The sequence below is a fragment of the Mycetohabitans rhizoxinica HKI 454 genome, assembly GCF_000198775.1.
Lineage (GTDB): Bacteria > Pseudomonadota > Gammaproteobacteria > Burkholderiales > Burkholderiaceae > Mycetohabitans > Mycetohabitans rhizoxinica.
In genome coordinates this window covers 2059389-2076523 of sequence record NC_014722.1, presented here as the reverse complement: position 1 = coordinate 2076523, position 17135 = coordinate 2059389, and the positions used below count along the sequence as shown (strand labels likewise).

The 17135-nt window shown below is 59.8% G+C and carries 16 protein-coding genes and 3 pseudogenes; 7 read left to right on the top strand and 12 right to left on the bottom strand.

The genetic code is table 11. The features are described from left to right. Window positions 1–96: 96 nt before the first annotated feature. A complete protein-coding gene (gene ribA, locus RBRH_RS08950) occupies window positions 97–747 on the bottom strand; it encodes a GTP cyclohydrolase II (RefSeq protein WP_041753720.1) in 651 nt (216 codons plus the stop codon). 564 nt (window positions 748–1311) lie between these two features. On the opposite strand from ribA, the gene RBRH_RS19840 reads away from it, so the two are divergent. Further along, on the top strand, window positions 1312–1473 hold the full coding sequence (locus tag RBRH_RS19840) for a hypothetical protein (RefSeq protein WP_191287742.1): 162 nt from the start codon (window positions 1312–1314) through the stop codon (window positions 1471–1473). A gap of 120 nt (window positions 1474–1593) precedes the next feature. Continuing rightward, complete coding sequence (locus tag RBRH_RS08940) at window positions 1594–2049, top strand: DUF1178 family protein (protein WP_041754391.1); 456 nt, start codon at window positions 1594–1596, stop codon at window positions 2047–2049. Window positions 2050–2247: 198 nt separating this feature from the next. Here RBRH_RS08940 and RBRH_RS08935 read toward each other — a convergent pair whose 3' ends face one another. The 5 genes and pseudogenes from RBRH_RS08935 to RBRH_RS08915 all read right to left on the bottom strand — a co-directional run bounded on the left by RBRH_RS08935 (window position 2248) and on the right by RBRH_RS08915 (window position 6265). Beyond that, window positions 2248–2940 (bottom strand): glutathione binding-like protein, encoded by a 693-nt coding sequence (locus RBRH_RS08935; RefSeq protein WP_041754390.1) that lies wholly within the window; start codon window positions 2938–2940, stop codon window positions 2248–2250. Window positions 2941–3345: 405 nt separating this feature from the next. Then, window positions 3346–4125: an oxepin-CoA hydrolase, alternative type gene (locus RBRH_RS08930; protein WP_013435871.1), complete on the bottom strand. Its 780-nt coding sequence runs from the start codon at window positions 4123–4125 to the stop codon at window positions 3346–3348. A gap of 17 nt (window positions 4126–4142) precedes the next feature. Then, a pseudogene (locus RBRH_RS20255) lies at window positions 4143–4441 on the bottom strand (3-hydroxyacyl-CoA dehydrogenase family protein); the annotation flags it as partial. 34 nt (window positions 4442–4475) lie between these two features. Further along, window positions 4476–5660: a pyridoxal phosphate-dependent aminotransferase gene (locus RBRH_RS08920; RefSeq protein WP_013435869.1), complete on the bottom strand. Its 1185-nt coding sequence runs from the start codon at window positions 5658–5660 to the stop codon at window positions 4476–4478. 59 nt (window positions 5661–5719) lie between these two features. Beyond that, the gene (locus RBRH_RS08915; RefSeq protein WP_041753718.1) at window positions 5720–6265 is read right to left on the bottom strand and encodes a PIN domain-containing protein; all 546 of its coding nucleotides are present in this window, start codon (window positions 6263–6265) and stop codon (window positions 5720–5722) included. 151 nt (window positions 6266–6416) lie between these two features. Here RBRH_RS08915 and yaaA point away from each other — a divergent pair, with 151 nt between their 5' ends. Both yaaA and RBRH_RS08905 read left to right on the top strand, forming a co-directional pair. Beyond that, window positions 6417–7199, top strand: a complete 783-nt coding sequence (yaaA, locus tag RBRH_RS08910) for a peroxide stress protein YaaA (protein ID WP_041753717.1) — start codon at window positions 6417–6419, stop codon at window positions 7197–7199. A gap of 24 nt (window positions 7200–7223) precedes the next feature. Further along, a complete protein-coding gene (locus RBRH_RS08905) occupies window positions 7224–8366 on the top strand; it encodes a M14 family metallopeptidase (RefSeq protein ID WP_041753716.1) in 1143 nt (380 codons plus the stop codon). Window positions 8367–8466: 100 nt separating this feature from the next. On the opposite strand, the gene RBRH_RS08900 is transcribed toward RBRH_RS08905, so the two are convergent. The 4 genes from RBRH_RS08900 to RBRH_RS08885 form a co-directional block, all read right to left on the bottom strand. Then, complete coding sequence (locus tag RBRH_RS08900; protein WP_013435865.1) at window positions 8467–9039, bottom strand: BspC domain-containing protein; 573 nt, start codon at window positions 9037–9039, stop codon at window positions 8467–8469. 219 nt (window positions 9040–9258) lie between these two features. Then, window positions 9259–9951: an energy-coupling factor ABC transporter permease gene (locus tag RBRH_RS08895; RefSeq protein WP_013435864.1), complete on the bottom strand. Its 693-nt coding sequence runs from the start codon at window positions 9949–9951 to the stop codon at window positions 9259–9261. A gap of 68 nt (window positions 9952–10019) precedes the next feature. Continuing rightward, window positions 10020–10874: a response regulator transcription factor gene (locus RBRH_RS08890; protein ID WP_041753715.1), complete on the bottom strand. Its 855-nt coding sequence runs from the start codon at window positions 10872–10874 to the stop codon at window positions 10020–10022. A gap of 193 nt (window positions 10875–11067) precedes the next feature. Next, on the bottom strand, window positions 11068–12285 hold the full coding sequence (locus RBRH_RS08885; protein ID WP_041753714.1) for a DUF2863 family protein: 1218 nt from the start codon (window positions 12283–12285) through the stop codon (window positions 11068–11070). Window positions 12286–13091: 806 nt separating this feature from the next. Here RBRH_RS08885 and RBRH_RS08880 point away from each other — a divergent pair. Continuing rightward, a complete protein-coding gene (locus RBRH_RS08880) occupies window positions 13092–14156 on the top strand; it encodes a 2,3-butanediol dehydrogenase (RefSeq protein WP_041753713.1) in 1065 nt (354 codons plus the stop codon). Between the two features lie 164 nt (window positions 14157–14320). On the opposite strand, the gene RBRH_RS08875 is transcribed toward RBRH_RS08880, so the two are convergent. Together RBRH_RS08875 and RBRH_RS19925 are read right to left on the bottom strand one after the other, a co-directional pair. Further along, window positions 14321–16150, bottom strand: a complete 1830-nt coding sequence (locus RBRH_RS08875; RefSeq protein WP_013435859.1) for a cholesterol oxidase substrate-binding domain-containing protein — start codon at window positions 16148–16150, stop codon at window positions 14321–14323. Window positions 16151–16302: 152 nt separating this feature from the next. Continuing rightward, window positions 16303–16439, bottom strand: a pseudogene (locus tag RBRH_RS19925) (ATP-binding protein); the annotation flags it as partial. Between the two features lie 38 nt (window positions 16440–16477). Between RBRH_RS19925 and RBRH_RS21565 the strand changes: the two are divergent. Together RBRH_RS21565 and RBRH_RS18965 are read left to right on the top strand one after the other, a co-directional pair. Continuing rightward, window positions 16478–16585 (top strand): annotated as a pseudogene (locus RBRH_RS21565) (IS6 family transposase); the annotation flags it as partial. 300 nt (window positions 16586–16885) lie between these two features. Continuing rightward, window positions 16886–17059 carry a hypothetical protein gene (locus tag RBRH_RS18965; RefSeq protein ID WP_157864412.1) on the top strand — a complete coding sequence of 58 codons (174 nt, stop codon included), beginning with the start codon at window positions 16886–16888 and terminating at the stop codon, window positions 17057–17059. Window positions 17060–17135 lie beyond the last annotated feature (76 nt).

Sequence of the window (17135 nt, the reverse complement as noted above, 5' to 3'; positions counted from 1 at the left end):
ATAAATAAAAAGGATTGCCTTAATTGGCGATTCCACGTCCTTAATTGGCGCTCACCACGTAAAACGATGAGTATATTGCAGTGAGCGCCGAACTAACTACAATGACAACGGGCACTGAAGCTCACTCTCGTCAAAATAATGCCCGAAACGATTGCGCTTAGTCCAGATATAACGCTCATTTTCCTCGCGTAATGCAATTGCGAGGTCAACGCGCTCACATACTGGAATGCCATGGCGCTGCAGCGCTTCAAACTTATCCGGATTGTTGCTCATCAGCCGTACCGACAGGATGCCGAGTTGGCGCACGATGCTCGCCGCGCAGTCATACTCGCGCGCGTCATCCGGCAAACCCAGGTCGCGATTGGCATCGACGGTGTCAAGTCCTTGTTCTTGGAGTCCGTATGCAAGAATTTTGTTACACAAGCCAATGCCGCGTCCTTCATGGCCTCGCAAATACAATAGCGCGCCAACGCCTTCAGATGCGATATGGCGTAATGCGGCGTCCAATTGTTCACCACAATCGCAGCGCAGTGATCCTAGTACATCACCGGTGAGGCACTCGGAGTGCAGTCGCGTCAGTACTGATTCACGTTGGCAAACGTCACCCATCACCAGCGCGAGATACTCATTGTTATCGCTTGTCGAACGAAATGCATGGGCAACAAAATTTCCGTAACGAGTTGGCATCGCTGCTTTGCCGACATGTGTCACGTACTCGCTGCTTCCAGCATGGCATTGTAGTAGCATCGGATCACCCCCGGGAGGCTGAATTGGTACTGCTGCAATACACAAAATTAACTGTATCAGTCAAAACCTAAACTTTATTCAGCATTGCTCCACTTAATAAGTGAAATCCAACATGCCAAATGGATTTGTTTACTTAATGATCACTATGTCATGTCGGATACTCTAGCAGAGCAGAGCGCAATGTTGTTTTTAGGCTATGTCGCTGAGCAGGATTGCATACTTGTATGAAAATAGCAATAGGAAGTTGCATGTGATATGGCCGGTTGCGGAAGCGTGTGCTATACGGGCGGCAAGTGATACGCGCGCGAGTTTCTTTACGAATCAGAAAGTATTTATTCGATAGCAGATTGCCGTAATTGTTGCTCTGTTGTTTCGTTCGGCGCGATAACGCGTGGGCGGATTCAACCGGGTCGTTGCAACGTCCCCCAATGAGCGGTGTTATAGGGGACGATCCCGGGGTGGTGCATCGGAGTAAACGGGACGGCCAATGATGTCATCGTTCGGTGGTCGTCACCGATCGCCGTCGAACCGGCCATATTGCATGAGTGGATCCGGCGCGGTGAGGTGAGTGACGCAAAGATGATTCTCGGCGCGTTCTGGCTGAAGAAGATCTTGTTCGGCGTGGCCGGAGAATACCGTGCAGTCGACCTGACGCTGCGCAACCGGCCCGGCCCGGCGCGCGCAGTCGCGTGGATCCGCCGCAACGCGCGGCGTGGCGGGCGGTGAACGGGTGAGACTCACCTTGCGCAAACGCGCTAGAATGGTCGGTCACGGTCCGATTAATTTCGAGCGATCGTGCACAAATTGCGCGGATTGCGCTACATTGGATCGTACGTTGTCATGGGCATGAAAGTTCTCGATTTAACCTGCGAGCACGCGCACCGGTTCGAAGGCTGGTTCCAGTCGGCTGAGGACTTCGAGTCGCAACTGGAGCGGCACCTTGTCGAGTGTCCGATGTGCGGGTCGAAGACGGTGCATCGCGTGCCATCGGCGCCCCGATTGAACCTGTCGGGCGCGACCGCGCCGGTGCCACGCGATGGTGCGCCGGGTGCCGGCGGGCAGCCGCTGAATGTGAGCGAGTTGCAGGCGCGGTGGCTGCGGATGATGCGGCAGGTGATCGAACACACGGAAGACGTCGGTGAGCAGTTTGCGCAGGAAGCGCGGCGAATCCACTATGACGAGGCGCCGGCCCGCGGCATCCGCGGGGTCACGACGCCCGACGACGCGCGGGCCCTATTGGACGAAGGCATCGACGTGACGCCGCTGCCGTTGCCAGCGTTGTTAAAAGAGCCGCTTCAATGAGCCGGGTGGCGCTTCGGCGGCGCGCCCCCGCACGCGGCGAGACGAGCGCATGCCATCATCGCGGCGCCCACGGGCAGGCGATCGATGTGGTGGTGTGGCACAGTTGGGTAGCGGGCCATACGAGGCTGGCTGTCACGTTCGGCTAGCCGTTTTGAGCGGCTGGCACGCGCCGGACCGCGGCCTGCCAATCTGGCCTTTTCAGCGCTGCGCGTACTGCGTGGCGCCGAACAGGACTTCGCGCGCCTTGTCGTCGGTCAGCGCCTTGCGCGCGGATACCAGCACTTCGACGCCCCGCTGCACCGCGGGCCGCGCATGGATGCGTTGCTGCCATGCGCTCACGTTCGGGAAGCTGTCGAGATCGATTCCCTGGTTCTTCCAAGAGCGCGTCCACGGGAACGCCGCGATATCCGCGATCGTGTAGTCATCACCGGCCAGATAGGGATGCTTGCCGAGCTGTTTCTCCATCACGCCATACAGCCGCCGCGCTTCGTTCGTGTAGCGATTGACCGCATATTCGATCTGCTCCGGTGCATAGATCCGGAAGTGGTGCGCCTGTCCGAGCATCGGGCCGAGTCCGCCCATCTGGAACATCAGCCACTGCAATGTCGCATAACGTTGGGCCGGATCGGCAGGTAGGAATTTCCCAGTCTTCTCCGCGAGATAGATCAGGATCGCGCCCGATTCGAACAGCGCGATCGGCTTGCCACCGGGCCCCTCGTGATCGACGATCGCCGGGACCTTGTTGTTCGGGCTGATTGCCAGGAATTCGGGCTTGAACTGGTCGCCCGCGCCGATATCGACTGCGTGGACGGTGTAGGGCAGTGCCAGCTCCTCAAGCATAATGTGGACCTTGTGGCCATTCGGCGTGGCCCAGCTGTAAACATCGATCATGTCGCTTATCGAGGCGCGTCCCCCGTGCGCGGGTCCGGCCCGCGCGCGCTTTCGGCGCCCCGTCCTGTAGAAAGTTGAATGTTTGCATGACGCCGGCAGCGCATCGAGCGCTGTCGGCTGCGAGATGCACGCCATTTAAGCATAGAACCAGCTAGGTTGCAGCGTCACGGTTCAGGCTCACACGTGGGACGCACCGTCTGCGTCTTCCAGATACGACACGCGCGACTGCGGCCAGTGCTTCGGCGCGTCCGGATCGGTCGCACGGCCTGAGTCATCGTAGTGCGTTACGTCGCCATGGTGCATCCTGCGATGGACGGGCAATAAGCGGGAGGGTTCACGCGCGCGCTCCGTTGGGGTGGCGGCGCCGATGCGCGGCACGAGCCGGGCCGCGCATTACACCAGAGATCATTTGTAGCGGGCTTCGCGTTTTTCCAGGAACGCGTTGATCCCTTCGAGACTATCGCGATGATGCAGCGACGCGACGAAATGGTCCCGTTCGGCGACCAGATGCTCGGCCAGTGGTTGTCTGGAGGCATCCTCGACGAGCGTCTTGATCCGGGCCACCGCGTTTGGCGACAGCCGCGCCAGCTCTTCGGCCCATGCGAGCGCGGTCTCCAACGCCGCGCCTGCCGCGCTGAGCCGGTTCACTACGCCCAGCGCGGCCAGGCGCGGCGCCGGCACCGGCTTGCCTTCCAGAATGATCTCGGTGGCCAGTGCGCGCGGCAGTGCCTGGGACAGGAACCATGAGCCGCCGCCATCGGGCGTGAGTCCGACGCGCGCATACGACATCACGAATTTTGCGTTGTCCGCCGCCACCAGCAGGTCGCAGGCGAGCGCGAGCGAGAAACCCGCGCCGGCCGCCGCCCCTTCGACCGCGGCAATCACCGGCTTGCGCGAGGCGCGGATCGCGCTGATCCACGCGCCGAGTAGGTCGATGCTATCGGCCTGCACTGATGGATCCTTCGCCCGGTCCTCCAGCAGCCGGTTCAGGTTGCCACCCGCGCAGAAAAAACCGTCGGCGCCGGTTAGCACGACGGCCCGGATCTCCGGGTCGCGCTCGGCCGAATCGACCGCCTCGATGCCGGCGGCGTATATGTCCGGGTGCAACGCGTTGCGTGCGCCTGGATTGGATAGGGTGAGCACGAGCGTTGCATCCCGGCGGGTGGCGAGCAATTCGGCGGTCATCGGTGGACTCCTTCATGTTAAGGGGCGTCGCTTTTGACATGCAGCAGCGACAAGCTCAGTTGCGTGCGGCGTGCCAGCCAAGGCGACGGCCGGTAGCGTGGACCGTTCAGTGTGGCGCAGAAAGGCGCAGAACCGTGAGGATGCGCGTCGCACCCAACACATCGCTGAGCGCCAGCGGCCCTGTCGGATAGCCGAAGCCCAGCATCACGGCCAAATCGATGTGCTGTGGCGTGGCGATCTGCTGTTGGACGATGTTGCACGCGATATGGATGATCGTGGCGACGATGCGCTGCGCGACAAAGCCGGTTGAGCCGCGCGGGTGCAGCTCGGATAGGGCGCGCGCCGCATTGCTACAGCGCGGCGAGGCGCTCGAGCGCGCTCGCCAGCGTCGCTTCGCGTTTGGCGAAGCAAAAGCGCACGACGCCGGCGTCGTGCGCCTGATGATAGAACGCGGACATGGGAATTGCCGCAACACCGATCTCGACGGTCAACCACCTGGCAAACTCCGCCTCTGGCAATGCTGAGATCGCCGAATAATCGACGCACTGGAAATATGTGCCTTCACATGGCAATAGCTTAAAACGCGTGCGTTCCAGGCCGGCACGAAAGAAGTCGCGCTTGGCCTGGTAGAACGCCGGCAACGTCAGGTAGGGCGCTGGATCAGCCATGTACGCGGCGACGCCTGCCTGGGTGGCCGAATGCACCGTGAACACGGTGAACTGGTGGACCTTGCGGAACTCGGCGCTCAATTCACGCGGCGCGGCAACGTAGCCGAGCTTCCAGCCGGTCACGTGATAGGTTTTGCCGAAGCTCGATACGACGAAGCTGTGCGCCGCAAGCTCCGGATAGCGTGCAACGCTCTCGTGGCGGGCGCCGTCAAACACCATATGCTCATAGACCTCGTCGGACAGTACCAGGATGTCTGTACCTCGCACGATGTCCTGCAATGCCCGCATGTCGCTGTCGCGCCAGACCGTGCCGGTCGGGTTGTGCGGCGTGTTCACGATGATCAGCCGTGTCTTCGGCGTGATCGCCGCGGCGAGTTGGTCGAACGCAATCCGATAATCGGGTGCGTCCAGCGTCACGAACACGGGTTTGCCACCGGCCAGTTCAATTGCCGGCAAGTAGCTGTCGTAGCAAGGCTCGATTACGATCACCTCATCGCCCGGCTGCACGCAACACAGCACGGCGGTGAGCAGCGCCTGCGTCGCGCCCGCGGTGATCGTGATTTCGCTGGCCGCATCGTAACGATGCCCGTACAGCTGCTCAATCTTCGCGGCAATCGCATCGCGCAACGACGCAAGACCGGCCATCGGCGGATACTGGTTGAAGCCGTCGCGCATCGCTTGTGCGACCGCATCGATGATCGCCGGGTCGCAGTCAAAATCTGGAAACCCCTGACCCAGGTTGACGGCGCCGGCCTCGGACGCGAGCGTGCTCATCACCGTGAAGATCGTGGTGCCGACTTGCGGCAGCCGCGAAGGGAAGGGGGGGACGCGGGGCGACGTATCGGTCGGGCGATGCGAGGCGTTCATGGCGTAAGCGTCGTTTGGATAGAGGGGGCCGTCCGACCGGATGGTCGGCTCCAGTAAGCTTATTGTACGGTAGGCTCGCGCATCGCATCGCCTGCCGATGCCGGCTGGGCAAGGCCTGTGGCCGCAACAAAGTGGGCCGGCTGCACAATGCGCAAGTCAAAATCGCGCGCCATTCGGCGCGCCATCTTCAACAACGCCTTGTCCTTGGTGACCAGCCACTGTGCGGCTGTGGCATGCGCCAATTCGAGGAATTTCTGGTCGTCGCGGTCGCGGCACAGCGGCAGTGCACGCGGCGTGGCGCGGGCGGCGTGCGCACTGGCGCCCGCATTCGTCCCTGTTTTCGGCACGGGCGTTGCGGCACCCCCCTCCGCGTGTCGCGCCGGCGCGACGCGCGTGCAGAGCCGAGCGAGCCGCGCGAGTGCCGCCGACTTGTCAATCGCGTAGCGCACGAACTGCGGGTAGTCGAGCACGCGCTGCAACTCGTTGAGGCAGCGCTCGTCCTGCACGGCGTCGAGGCCGCCGTTCTGCAACGCGGTTGCAATCGAGCGGGTCGCGGGATCGTCGAATACCAGGATGTCGATCCACACGTTCGTGTCGAGCACCACGCGTGGACGGACGAAGGCAGACGCAGGGGCGCTCGATGGGGCGACAGAGTCCATCGGCGGCGGCGGAGCGAAACGGGATGGCGTCATTCTCGATACAATGGCAACGCTCGCGGCCGGTCACGCCGCGCGATGCTTTTTTAGTCGGCCTTCCATGATAATCGTTTTGTCGCCCGCCAAGTCATTGGACTATGACACCCCGTCCCATCTGCGCAAGCATACGCTGCCGGCGTTCCTTGACGACTCGGCCGAGTTAATCGCGCAGTTGCGTACGTTCTCGCCACAGCAAATCGGCACATTGATGCGTCTTTCTGATCCGCTCGCGCGGTTGAACTACACGCGGTACGGCGACTGGTCCCCCGCGCGGTTTACGCCACCGCATGCCAAGCAGGCAATGCTTGCGTTCGATGGCGATGTCTACGACGGGTTCGACGCGCGGTCCTTGTCCGTCGCCGACCTAGAGTATGCACAATGTCATATACGCGTGCTTTCCGGCTTGTATGGAGTGCTGCGTCCGCTCGATCTGATGCTGCCGTACCGGCTCGAAATGGGCACGCGGCTCGCCAACCCGCGCGGCAAGGACCTGTATGCGTTCTGGGGCGACAAGATCACCGCGGCGCTGAACGCGCAGCTCAAGCGCGCGCATGGCGCGCGGGTATTGATCAATTGCGCGTCGGACGAGTATTTTCGCTCGGTCAGGCTGCGCCAGCTCGACGCACCTGTAATCACGCCGGTGTTCGAGGACTGGAAAAACGGTCAATACAAAGTCATCAGTTTTTATGCCAAGCGCGCGCGCGGTAGGTTCGCCCGCTTCGCAGTCGTGAACCGGATCGATGAGCCGGCCAGGCTAGTCGCGTTCGACGCCGACGGCTACCGGTTTGATGCGAACGCATCGAACGATTCAACCTACGTGTTTCGTCGCAAGCAGGCTGGCTGACTTCATTCGTTGCGGATCCGACCCATGAGCGTTCACATCAGCAGTCAATTCGATTCAGGGGCAATCGATGTCGTATCGTGCGAGCGCGCGGACGACATCCGGTTGCGGTTGCGCGCCGACACGCAGGCAGCGTTTGCGCAGTGGTTCTATTTCTCGCTGAGCGGTGCGAAGGACGTGGACTGCACAATGACGTTCGAGAACGCATCGCATAGTGCATTTCCAAACGGATGGCACGGTTATCAGGCTGTCGCGAGCCATGATGGCATCGACTGGTTCCGGGTGCCTACCACGTATGACGGTCAAGTGCTGCGCATCTGTCATCGGCCGGCGCGCGACCGGATCTATTACGCGTATTTCGAGCCGTATCCGTATGCGCGACATGCGCAGTGGGTTGACACGCTGGTCCAGCAGCCCGGCGTGCGCCTGACCGAACTGACCCGCACCGTGCAGGCCCGTGCGCTAGATTTGCTGACCGTTGGCGAGCCGGCGCCGCACAAGCGCAACATCTGGATCATTGCGAGGCAGCATCCGGGCGAGACGATGGCGCAGTGGTTCGTTGAGGGTCTGCTCAAGCGCTTGTGCGGCCTTGGCGATTGGCGGGGTGACCCGCTGGGCCGCATCGTGCTCGAACACGCGGTTTTTCACGTGGTACCGAACATGAATCCGGATGGCAGCGCACTGGGTAACTTGCGTACCAACGCCGCCGGCGCGGACCTGAACCGGGAATGGTTGCAGCCGGACCCGCGCCGCAGCCCCGAGGTGCTGGCCGTACGCGATGCCATCCATGCGAGCGGTTGCGACATGTTCTTCGATATCCATGGCGATGAAGCGCTGCCATACGTCTTCGTCGCTGGCTCGGAAATGCTGCCCGATTTCTCTGACGCGCAACGCCGCGTGCAAGACGAATTCATCGGCCATTTCAAGCGCGCTAGCGCGCATTTCCAGGATGAGCACGGATACAAGCCCGGGCGTTACCAGCAGGATGCGCTCAAGCTCGCCTCCAAGTATGTCGGCCACACCTTCAAGTGCCTGTCACTCACGCTTGAAATGCCATTCAAGGACGATGCGAACCTGCCCGATCCGCGCGTCGGCTGGAACGGGGCGCGCAGTGCGTCGCTGGGCGCGGCGATGCTGCAGGCCATCGGCTGGCAACTCGACGCGATATGACGCGATGTGACGTCATATCACGTGACGCAACGACGTGATGTGACGCGCCGCGGCATCGTGAGCGCAGCGTTCGTCACACCCGGGTGCGTGCATGGCGGGCTCAGCGCCGCCGGCTTTTCTTGCCTTTGCCCGCCGCCTTCGCTGGACTCTTGCGGCCCGAGCCGCGCAGCGCCTTTTTGGTCTTGCCGGCCTGGCGGCTCGGCGCAGCGCGCTTGAACGGCGCGACCGGATCGTTCCAACTGAACGCGAGCATTTTCGCGTCGACGTAGCCGCAGCGGAATTTTAGCGCGTTGGGCATCGTCGAACCATCCTTGCGCACGCCGACCCCTTCGACGGTGACGATCGAGTCGACCTTGATCCGTTGCTTGCCCCGGTCGAACGAGCCATTCCATGGCTTGACCCCGGCGTGCGCGGGATCGAACGAGCTGCGTGGAAACTCGACGTGGTCGAACGCGCTCGACGTGCCGACGACAAAGTCGCCGTGCGCCGCGCAGTCCGCGACCAGCGGATTGGCTCTCATTTGGGTGATGAATTGGTAGACCAGTTCGTTGTGGTGTTCGACTTGGTCGGCGCGGGCCATCGTGGGAATGGCGATTGCCATGGCTGCGAGCGCGCATGACGCGATGGCGCCGATCAGTCGCTGCATCGGGCGCGACGTAGAGTGATGATCCATCTAATTCTGGTTGCTAGGTGCCATAAAAAAGCCGCGGTCGATGTGAGCGCGCGTGCGGCCAATGGATTCGCACGCGGTGTCGGGTCCGGACTTGGATACGCTCAGATGCCCGCGGTTGGGCTGGAGTGCCATCTTAACGCAAAACAGAGGGCGTACCGTGGCCGGCGGCATAGCACGGTAACTGTTGCACACGATATAGCGGATCGACAGGCCGCTGAGTCAGGCGCGCGGGCCCCGGTCCACGTGGCTGCGATCGAACCGGTAGCGGCGCACATCGTACGTGGTGACCCACGCCGGGCGATAGACGGCAAACAGCGCGGTCAACATGCCGCAGAACCACGCTTCGCCGGAGGCGAGCACGACGACGGCTATCCCGTAGCTGGGCGGGATCACGGCCGTGTCGCCGTGGGCTAGCATCAGCTGCAGGCCCAGTGCGCCGGCACAGGCGGCGCCCAGCGCCAGCGCGGCGGTCACGAAGCCGTGGCCGAAGATGAACACCAACAAGGTTCGCGGTAACCATGCGGCAATGGCCCGCTGTAGCATTGTCGAGACGAAGACCGGCACCGCCCCGAATATGACAAAGGTCAGACCCACGCCATGCCATGGTGTGCCGAGGATCGCCGCCACGAGCGCGCATATGGCCGCCATCGACACCAGCGCAAGCGACCAGTCAAACAGCGTGACCATCAGTGTTGCGCCAAGCAAATGCATTACCGGGCCATCGTTCAGCCATGCGTTTGTGGCCCACATGACCGCGATCGCCACGGTCATGCCAAGCCACAGATGCTGCAGCGTGTCGTCGTGCAACCGCGCGAAGGACTTCTTCCGCGCCGCGAGCGCAAGCAGGACCACGGCGGCAAGGTTGCCGCCTATCGCTAACCACAAAGGTAACGACGTATAGAGGAATCCCATATAGACATATTACTCGCTGCACGGCTCCCGGTGGAAGCAGATCGCACATCTGCACGCGGCGTTGCGATTCAGCGACGCTTGCGTGGAATCACCTTGTAGGGCACGCCGTCCGGCTCCGCGGCTTGCAGTACTGTGTGGTCGCGCCCATTGGCTGCGTCGCGCCGCCGATGCTCGCGGGTGGCCGCGCGCAGCGGCGTCGGCCCGGCCTCGCCGTAGACCGGCTGCCGCGCCTGCTGGGTCGCATCGCGCAGCACTTCCAGCGCGCTAGTCTGCCAGCCGTTGTAGATCGCCACCGCAGCCGCGCGGTTGGTCGCGCCGAGCTTCTCGAAGATCGCGCCGAGATGGATCTTGACCGTTCCTTCGCTGATGCCCAGCGCGCGTGCAATGCTTTTGTTGGTCGCACCCATGTGCACGAGCCGTAGGATTTGCTCCTGGCGCGGCGACAGTAGGCCGGGCGACGCACTTTGGCGCCGGCAGGCCGCTCGGTTCAGCGAGCTGTCCTCGTATGCATTGATCGGCACGACGGTGGGCGTGTGCAGATTCAGCCCACTGGGCGGCACGTAGTGCCCGCCCAGCAGCACGATCTCAAACGCGCGAACGATGAGACGCGGATTGAGGCGCCGCGGCACGACGCCGAGCACGCCAGCGTCGACTAGCGATTTGACCCGCGTTGGGCTGTCATCATCGACTAACGCCGCGATCGGCAGGTTAGGATAATGGCGCCGGAGATCAAAGATATCCTGCACGTTCATCCCGTCTTGCCAGTCGATGACGAGCATGTCCGGGCAGGCATGTTGCAGTATGCGCTGCGCTTGCCGCCAGTCACGTGCATCGTAGAATGATGCATGTCGATTGATCTGGCGCAGCAATGTTTTCAGCCCTTCGCGCCTCTCGGCTTGCTCATTCAGCAAGCAGACTTTCATGACCACTTCTCCCTGACTGAGTCCACACAACCGCGCCGCCGCGTTGGCCAGCGCGGCGGGCGTCAGAGATCAATGATGGCAAGAACAGCCTTCGGCCGGCATTAGCCAAAAGGCCAGTCGGGCTGCGTCGCGACGGCGCTTCGGCCGATAACGCGACGCACGTGGCGGGCGGGAGAAACGAGGGTCTTAGTTCTTAGTGGAAGTGAGGTTGCGCTGGTTCGGCATCCTCAGGCATTTCGGCATGCACGATCTCGCCGAGTGGGTCGGCATACAGTGGCACGCCACAATCGTCGCAGTACTCCGGTTCAAATCGTGCCGCGTGACGGCGGATATCGGTGACACCGATTTCCTTAAGCAATCCGATGACATCGTCGAGCATGCCGCCGGCCGGATCCTCGTCAGGCGGCACGTCGTCATCCGGGCCGAGATCGCCGTTCTCGCGGCCGTACAGTGGCCATACCACGCCGTAGATCACGTCGTTGCTGCCGCGCCGGGTGAAGGCGATTCGATATTCGTCTACGCGCCGTTCGCCGAAGCCGGCGACAACCGCACGCAATTCATCCGGTTTAGCGCCGATCGTATCGCCCAAATACCTGACTGCGGTGCGCACGGTATGCGGGCGGATTTGCTCGTCCGCGTCGCGGCAAGCTGAGTAATACGCGTCCGGCAGCAGGCAGTCGAATTCGCAGCCGGGCAGCACGCCCGATAGGTTTGGGCCGCCTTGTGCACGCCATTGTTCCAGGCATTGCCCGCGCTCGACACGTGCGCCGTTCTCCTCCTCCTGCCAGCGAAACAGTGGCTCGCCGGCCGGCGCGGCGACCACGGATAGCAGAAAGCGTGGATCGGCGAGGATCGGCGACGTTTCCGGAAGGTCGCCGAGATTCATCTTGATCGTGCCGCCGCTCAGCGCCGCTTGGCCAAGTTGCTGCGCGAGCCGGAACGTCTCGACATGATGACGCGGTAATTGGTCGATGCTGTACAGGTACGGCGCCAACGCGATGCGCGCCCGTGCCGCGAAGATGTGCGCTTGCAACTGTGCACGCAGCGCATCGACGATGTCGCCTTTCAGCGGGCCGGACGGGATCATGTAACGCGTCCAGGTGAGCACCGGCGCCGCGATCAACAGCACGTCGTACGGTTGACCGTCGTGCTCGATGCGGAACGATTCGCTATGGGTCTCGGCCATGTCAGCGAGGGCGCCATAGGCGTCCGCATGGTTTTGCTGCAGATGGTCTAGAGCGGCATCTAGTGTCGTCTGGTTGCCATTGCGGATGATTTTTTCGATGAGCGCATCGAGCTTTGCTTCCCAGAAGTGGTCTTCGATGCGGCTGCCGGACGCAAAAAGCGCGAGCGACAGTCCGACCAGCTTGTCGGCGTCGGGTGGGAGACGTTTAGCGATACGCGAGCGCATGGTGTGCCAATTCAGGTGCGGAGAACCTTGTATTTTAGTCCCGATCGGGGCTGACGGCACATTTTCCGTCGTCCATGGAGGCGGGCTTTCGCGCCATGGCGCCTCTGCGATGCTGCAGCAGGCCCGCGTCGTGCCGATGCCGCGCCGCTTGCCTGATACACACGTCTCTTGAGCGCGTTGCCATGGGTTTCGGTCGCGAGGAAGGCCAAACAAGCACGGAAAAACGACAGAGACGACGGTCTCATGTGCGCTGCGACGCCGCGTCTCGGCGCAGGCCGCCGGCGGCCTGCCGCGTCCTGCTGGACGGCATTGCGCGATGCAGCATCGCGGCCATGGCAGATTTCGAATTGCTTTGATACACCGCCTTTTGCGGGCCTGTTGTGCTGCCACATCATGCCGCTCGTGGAAGAGCCTGCCGTAGGTCCGCCGGCTGGCACCTTTCCTGCATTGGCGTACTAGCGCACAAGTAACGGCCGTCGCGCAAGCATGCGGGCATAACGGACGCGGCGCGCTAAGACCTCAGCACGCAGGCGTAGCGCACATAGCACGCAGGCACACGGCATGCGGCACACGGCACACGGCACACGGCACACGGCACACGGCACACGGCACACGGCACACGGCACACGGCACACGGCACACGGCACACGGCACACGGCATGCGGCATGCGGCATGCGGCATGCGGCATACGGCATACGGCATACGGCACGCGTGGCGCCCAGCCGGCCCATTCGTTGATTTAGCGTCGCCCAACTAGGATGGAGGCACAATCGTGAACGACACAACTCCCGTACAGCAACCCAGCATGAAAGCCGCCGTTTGGCGCGGCCGCAAGGATATCCGCGTCGAGCAGGTGCGGGTTCCCGACGCGCCCCCGCCAGGGTGGGTCAAGATTCGGGTGCACTGGTGCGGTATCTGCGGCTCCGACCTGCATGAATATGTGGCGGGACCGGTATTCATCCCGGTCGAGCGTCCTCACCCGCTGACCGGGCTGAAGGGCCAATGCATCCTCGGGCATGAATTCAGTGGCGAGATCGCTGAGATCGGCGCCGGCGTAAGCGGTTGGCGCGTCGGCGAGCGGGTCACGGCGGATGCGTGCCAGCACTGCGGCACGTGCTACTACTGCAAGCAGGGCCTGTACAACATTTGCGAGAACCTGGCGTTCACCGGCCTGATGAACAACGGGGCGTTCGCCGAGTACGTGAATGTGCCGGCGGAATTGCTCTATAAACTGCCGGATGATTTTCCGATCGAGGCCGGTGCGCTGATCGAGCCGCTCGCCGTTGGGCTGCACGCGGTGAAGAAGGCTGGCAGCATTGCCGGGCAGACCGTGGTGGTGGTGGGCGCCGGCACTATCGGATTGTGCACGATCATGTCCGCTAAGACCGCTGGTGCCGGCCGTGTCATCGCGCTTGAAATGTCCACCGCGCGCAAGAAGAAGGCGCTGGAGGTCGGCGCCACGACGGTGATCGATCCAAGTCAGGGTGACGCGATTGAACAGGTGCGCGCGTTGACTGGTGGCTATGGCGCGGACGTGTCGTTCGAATGCATTGGCCATCGCACCACGGCCAAGCTGGCGATCGACGTCATCCGCAAGGCCGGCAAATGCGTGATGGTCGGTATCTTTGAGGAGCCGAGCGAGTTCAACTTCTGTGAGATCGTCTCGACCGAGAAGGCAGTCATCGGCTCGCTAGCCTACAACGGCGAATTCGCCGACGTGATCCGCTATGTTGCGGATGGGTGCATCGACGTGCAGCCGCTGATTACCGGTCGCATCGCGCTGTCTGACATCGTCAGCAAAGGGTTCGAGGAGTTGGTCAACAATAAGGACACGAATGTCAAGATCCTCGTGTCGCCAGTTGCCGCCTGAGGCGCGCGAAGTCAAAAAAGCCCGACGTCGTGGCATCGGGCCTTTCCATTGCCGCACCGGTACAGCCACACCGGTTTCGCCGGTCCTGTGCGACGTCTGCGGCTCGCTTCGAGCTTTCGACCTTATTGCAAAAACACCCATTATATTTCCAGAAACTCTATCATTTATACTCCTGAAGGCAATAGCTTATCGAGCAACGCCGACGAGAAGATACGGTTAGGATCGTATTTATTGAGTGTCCTGATAGCTTTATCCCAATCTTTCTCCTGATCGATTTGGCCCTCCCTATAAATATTCGGGATCGTTGTGCTAATCGTCGTGTAATCCTCCCAGGCTGACGAATCTGTATATGCCCAACCCTTAGACCATTCTGGTCGCATTGTTGCATAGGAGCCTGCATAATTTGAAAGCATCCACTGTTCGGTTTCGCGATAAAATTTATTCGCGTGAGGTGTCCCAGGCAAAGTCAAAATGTCGAACCAAACCGCAATATTCCAATCGGGTCTATCCAAGCGTGGCTTAAGCATAGACAGGGCAGCAGTGACACTATTAGGGCTCACATCATTCGGGTTATCTAGCCCTGACACCCGAATTTCGAGCGGGCCATTGATTGGGTATTGGCTTTGCTCCTGATACGCATTAATGCGCTCCTGATAGTTCTCGACGAACTCGCTAATGACGCGCTGGACGTTAGCCCGACTGGTAACGACTGCATAGCCATTTGCAGTAACGCGCAGTGTGCTGGGTCGAATGTATTGTAGTACGTTTCTTGACCATCCCCAGATATCCAGGCTATGCGTGGTAATCAAGCCTGCAGTGGTAATTGCCAACTGCTTTTGGCCAAAATGTGGAGTAATAGTTACCTCGTTGTCAATGACAATGCGCTTGATTAAATCAGATAATTCTGTGGGAATCCAGTCTGAAAATGGATAATTGTTCGCCTTCGTGACAGTGCGCGAGAATAATGGCTTATTTGGTTTTATACTCCAGACTTTTAGCCATGGATTGCTTGTAAATGGGAACCAGATTATCTCTATTCTGCCAGATTTATCAAGAAACGATTCAATTGTTCTTTTGGATGTTCCGGTTTTTGTAAACAATTCCCTGGCAGAAATCTTATCGCGAAACGATCCAGTTGTTCTCTTGGATATTATAGGTTTTGCAAATAATTCATCGGCAGGAATATTAACGTAGCTCCGACAGCGTAAACGCTGATTTTTCCCGACTTGCATCGTTACCTCGACAATGCAAGCTCGTCCGATATGCGTGAGGAATGCACTAATATCTGCCTCTTCACGGGAAAACGTCCTCAATATATATTCTCTCTTTGCTTCATCATACACTACCGCACTTAACGATAGAATAAGGTTGCTTAAAGAGCCATAGGTATGTCCTGATAATAATTTCTCTCCTTTGGCTGGCACAGCAGTGCCATGCGCACCAATCGCTAGTGCACCTCCCAACGTAATGTCGCCGGGAGCAGGTACGGCTGTCATTCCTAGGCCTTCTGCTTCCAGTTTTTCGAGTAAGGTCTCCATCGATACGCCTGTTTGCGCGGTTACTCGAGCTGGTTTTGATGCCGTGTCAATTGATACGGCATTCAGGTTCTTCGTCATGTCAAGTAAAACGACTGAAGAAGCCTTGCTATCCGAGTTCATTATTAACGGAGACCAGTTATGCATATATCCACGTGGACGAATCTTATAATCATTTGATCTCGCCCAGTTTACAATGGAAACGATGTCGCTAGGTGTTTTAGGCGCCGCTGTCCATACTTTATCTACAAATATTTCCCCGCTCCAGTTCTCGTAAGCCTGCTGATAAATTGGTATCCCAATCGGGAAATTTACCAACATTTCACTTGCGTTGGCTGATATTTGAAAAATTGGCGACCACCCTCCAGTAACGATGCCCGAAGCAGATAACATGGCCATATCAGAAATAAACTTCCGGCGGGAACTCGTAAAACCCTTCTTTTTAAAATCCTTTTTCATTTTTAACTCCTATTTGTTAAATAGTAAAAAATGAATAAATGAAGGAAAGAGGCCGTCCGGACGGCCAGTTAAAAACCCTTCCACGTTCGGTCGCGCAAATTCCTCTACATTGTGGAACGGGATGAGGTTGTTATTTAACGCTCTTTGGTTTTTTATGCAAGGGTTTTGTTAGCCCCTTTGAGTCGGTAACTATGCCCATCTAACTCGAGCAGAGAGCAGTGATGCATGAGCCGGTCCGGGATCGTGGTACTCATTTTGTGCTGCCGCTGAGGTAAGCACCCCAATTCTGATCTTGCTATCCATCACGCAAATTGCTTGTCATCAGAGGCGAGACGTGAGAACCGACGGATCTTGCGTGCTTAGCCGACGCCACGCAAGTTTGTCACTGGCCAGTTGGGCAGCTATGCAGCGGCCAAGGCGCAAATACCGCAGCTCGCTAGATTGTGTCGCGATAACGAAAAAATGTTGAGTCAGTTGCTAAATAGTCGAGCTTGAAAAGAGTTTGAAATGCTGTTGCGGTCAGGCGCAGAAGTCAAACGAGGGTTTGTGCAATAGCCGGAAAGATAGTCCAAAAGGGCAATTCCTAGGAGTTTTAAATATCACCGATGAGCGCGAGCCAGACAAGTTCTTGTAGGACACCGGATTTTTTCGTAGCCGCTTGGATGCGATGATCGATCTGCGGCACTCGCATGAGAGTCAGATGCCAGTGACCTGAAGAACGAGCTGACATTGCCGATGAAGTGCACCAGCGAACTGAACGAGGTGGAGAAACGAGCCTTGCGAGAGCTTGCGCTGCGGCATCCGTATGAAGACTTCCGGATCAGAGGGCAGGGCTTGTTGCTGCTCGACGCAGGTCAACGGGTGCACGAGATCGCGGCCCAGTTAGAGGTGAGCAAGAAGACCGTTTAGAACTGGACGAACGCTTGGCGCGAGAAAGGGTTGTGGCCTGCTCCACGGTCATCAGGGCGGGCGCCCTATTCGCTCT

Excerpts from the sequence above, each read along its gene's own strand:
- RBRH_RS08930 (WP_013435871.1), bottom strand. The coding sequence starts at position 4,125 with ATGACCGCCGAATTGCTCGCCACCCGCCGGGATGCAACGCTCGTGCTC.
- RBRH_RS08940 (WP_041754391.1), top strand. The coding sequence starts at position 1,594 with ATGAAAGTTCTCGATTTAACCTGCGAGCACGCGCACCGGTTCGAAGGC.
- yaaA (WP_041753717.1), top strand. The coding sequence starts at position 6,417 with ATGATAATCGTTTTGTCGCCCGCCAAGTCATTGGACTATGACACCCCG.
- RBRH_RS08875 (WP_013435859.1), bottom strand. The coding sequence starts at position 16,150 with ATGAAAAAGGATTTTAAAAAGAAGGGTTTTACGAGTTCCCGCCGGAAG.
- RBRH_RS08895 (WP_013435864.1), bottom strand. The coding sequence starts at position 9,951 with ATGGGATTCCTCTATACGTCGTTACCTTTGTGGTTAGCGATAGGCGGC.
- RBRH_RS08920 (WP_013435869.1), bottom strand. The coding sequence starts at position 5,660 with ATGAACGCCTCGCATCGCCCGACCGATACGTCGCCCCGCGTCCCCCCC.
- RBRH_RS08880 (WP_041753713.1), top strand. The coding sequence starts at position 13,092 with ATGAAAGCCGCCGTTTGGCGCGGCCGCAAGGATATCCGCGTCGAGCAG.
- RBRH_RS18965 (WP_157864412.1), top strand. The coding sequence starts at position 16,886 with ATGAAGTGCACCAGCGAACTGAACGAGGTGGAGAAACGAGCCTTGCGA.
- RBRH_RS08905 (WP_041753716.1), top strand. The coding sequence starts at position 7,224 with ATGAGCGTTCACATCAGCAGTCAATTCGATTCAGGGGCAATCGATGTC.
- ribA (WP_041753720.1), bottom strand. The coding sequence starts at position 747 with ATGCTACTACAATGCCATGCTGGAAGCAGCGAGTACGTGACACATGTC.
- RBRH_RS08935 (WP_041754390.1), bottom strand. The coding sequence starts at position 2,940 with ATGATCGATGTTTACAGCTGGGCCACGCCGAATGGCCACAAGGTCCAC.
- RBRH_RS08900 (WP_013435865.1), bottom strand. The coding sequence starts at position 9,039 with ATGGATCATCACTCTACGTCGCGCCCGATGCAGCGACTGATCGGCGCC.
- RBRH_RS08890 (WP_041753715.1), bottom strand. The coding sequence starts at position 10,874 with ATGAAAGTCTGCTTGCTGAATGAGCAAGCCGAGAGGCGCGAAGGGCTG.
- RBRH_RS08885 (WP_041753714.1), bottom strand. The coding sequence starts at position 12,285 with ATGCGCTCGCGTATCGCTAAACGTCTCCCACCCGACGCCGACAAGCTG.